The organism is Streptomyces sp. NPDC059695, from assembly GCF_042733785.1.
In the GTDB taxonomy this organism is placed as follows: domain Bacteria; phylum Actinomycetota; class Actinomycetes; order Streptomycetales; family Streptomycetaceae; genus Streptomyces.
Genome location: NZ_JBHWFF010000056.1, coordinates 29,210 through 31,639, shown reverse-complemented (window position 1 = coordinate 31,639; position 2,430 = coordinate 29,210). Strand labels below are relative to the sequence as shown.

Annotated in this window: 2 protein-coding genes; one reads left to right on the top strand and one right to left on the bottom strand. The window is 72.0% G+C overall.

Going from position 1 to position 2,430, the window contains the following annotated elements; genetic code table 11:
* Positions 1–366 precede the first annotated feature (366 nt).
* The gene (locus ACFV2S_RS36400) at positions 367–1,374 is read right to left on the bottom strand and encodes a stage II sporulation protein M (protein ID WP_385570067.1); all 1,008 of its coding nucleotides are present in this window, start codon (positions 1,372–1,374) and stop codon (positions 367–369) included.
* 119 nt (positions 1,375–1,493) lie between these two features.
* On the opposite strand from ACFV2S_RS36400, the gene ACFV2S_RS36395 reads away from it, so the two are divergent.
* The coding region (locus ACFV2S_RS36395) for an RDD family protein (RefSeq protein ID WP_385570063.1) at positions 1,494–2,430 on the top strand (937 nt) is incomplete at its 3' end.

Genomic DNA, 2,430 nt, shown 5'->3' with positions numbered 1-2,430 from the left:
TCCTTCGTTCCTGTTTCCAGGCCCTCCGGGCGCTTCCTTCGTTTCCGACTCTATCAGATCTTTCCGATCCGATTTCCTCGGTGCTTTCCGGTCCCTTTTGCTTTCGCTCCGGGCCCTTCCGGCTGTTTCGACTTTATCAGATTCATTTCGGCCGACCTAATCGGTGGCTTTCGTGATTCGAATAAGAATCGGGATGACTCCGTGGAATCGAATTCCCTGCCGGAGTGAGTGAGTGAGACTCTACCCGGTCGCTGCCGAACTGTCCAGTTCTAGGCAACCGTTTGAATCTACCTCCCCGCGATCGCTGTGTCAACAGCTTTTGCGGGCACCGGAGGAGACTAGCAGCTCAGCCGGGCCCGACGCACATCAGGCCGCCGTGGGGAGGGTCGCGCTGCGGTCCGGCTCCTCCAGGTCACCGATGTCGCCGGCCCGCGCGGCGCGGCCGCCGAGGACGTACACGTACGCGAGGAAGGCCAGCTCGGCCGCGATGCCGATGGCGATGCGGGCCCAGGTGGGAAGGCCCGAGGGGGTGACGAAGCCTTCGATCAGGCCCGAGACGAAGAGGACCAGGGCCAGGCCGATCGCCATGCCGACGGCCGAGCGGCCTTGCTCCGCCAGGGCGGCCCTGCGGGTCCTGGGTCCCGGGTCGATGACCGTCCAGCCCAGGCGGAGGCCCGTACCGGCGGCCACGAAGACGGCGGTCAGCTCCAGGAGGCCGTGGGGAAGGATCAGGCCCAGGAAGACGTCGAGGCGGCCCGCGGAGGACATCAGGCCGAGGCCGACGCCCACGTTCAGCATGTTCGTGAAGAGGATCCAGAGGACCGGGATCCCCAGGAAGGCGCCGAGGACCAGGCACATGGCCGCGGCCTGGGCGTTGTTCGTCCAGACCTGTGCGGCGAAGGAGGCCGCGGGGTGGCTGGAGTAGTACGTCTCGTACTGGCCGCCGGGGCGGGTCATCTCGCGGAGGTCGCCGGAGGCGCCGATCGAGGCCTGGACCTCCGGGTGGGTGTTGATCCACCAGCCGATGAGCACCGCCAGCAGCGTGGAGAGCAGGGCGGTGGGGATCCACCAGCGGCGGGAGCGGTAGACCGCCGCCGGGAAGCCGGCCGTGAGGAAGCGGAGCGCGTCGCGCCACGAGGAGCGGCGGGTGCCGGTGACGGCGGCCCGGGCGCGGGCCACGAGCTGGGTGAGCCGGGCCGTGAGCATGGGGTCCGGAGTGCTCGACTGGACGATCGAGAGATGGGTGGCCGTGCGCTGGTAGAGCGCGACGAGTTCGTCCGCCTCGGCACCGGTGAGCCTGCCGCCCCGGCGCAGGAGGTGGTCGAGGCGTTCCCACTCGGCGCGGTGGGCGGTCACGTAGACGTCGAGGTCCATGATCGGCTGCTGCTCCAGGGACTGGCTGCGGACGGGTCCGTACTACTGCGGCGCGCTGCGGGTCAGCTTGGCAGACTGGCGTTCGGAAGGGTCGGGAAGGCCGGAGAAGGGTGGGTTCCGTGAGCGGTCTGGTGACGGGCGATGCGGTCGTTCTGGGGGTGCAGCCGGCGCGGCTGCCGAGTCGGGCGCTCGCGGTGCTCATCGATCTGGTCGCCGTCTGGGCCGTGTATCTGCTGCTCACGCTCGGGCTCGCGGTCGCGACGGCGTCGCTGGACGAGGCCGCGGTCATGGCGGTGTCCGTCGCGTCGTTCCTGCTGGTGCTGGTGGGGGCGCCGATCGCGGTGGAGACGCTGACGCACGGACGGTCGCTGGGGAAGCTGGCCTGCGGTCTGCGGGTGGTCCGGGACGACGGCGGCCCGATCCGGTTCCGGCACGCGCTGGTGCGGGGCGCGATGGGGGTCGTGGAGATCCTGATGACCTTCGGGGTCGTCGCCTGCGTCGCTTCGCTGGTGTCCGAACGGGGCCGGCGGCTCGGGGACGTGTTCGCGGGGACGCTGGTCGTACGGGAGCGGATCCCCGCGGCCCGGGTCGTGGCCGTGCCTCCGCCGCCGCCGTGGCTGGTGGGGCGCTTCGGCGGGCTCGACCTGTCGGCGGTGCCGGAGGGCCTGTGGCTGGAGATACGTCAGTACCTGACGCGGTCGCGCGAGCTGGATCCGGTCGTGGGGCGGAGGCTGGCGGAACGGCTGGCCGACGAGCTCGTGACGCGGACCGGTACGCCTCCGCCGGCGGGGGTTCCGGCCGACGCCTATCTGGCGGGGGTGGTGGCCGAGCGGCAGGCCCGGGACGCCCGGCGGGCCTTCGGCCGGGGGGCGGGTACGGCCTCCGGTGCCGCGGCGGCTCCGATGACGGTTGCGCCGGTGGCGGTTACTCCGGTGGCCTCTCCCCCCGTGGTCGCGCCCCCTGCTGTCGCTCCCCCCGTGGGGCCGGCCGCGGGGGGGGCCGCCCCCCCGCGCGCGCGCCCGGGGGCGGGCCCCCCCCCCCCCCCCCCCCCCACCG

Bases quoted from the DNA above. Each gene is read 5' to 3' on its own strand.
- ACFV2S_RS36400 (WP_385570067.1), bottom strand. From the start codon at position 1,374: ATGGACCTCGACGTCTACGTGACCGCCCACCGCGCCGAGTGGGAACGC.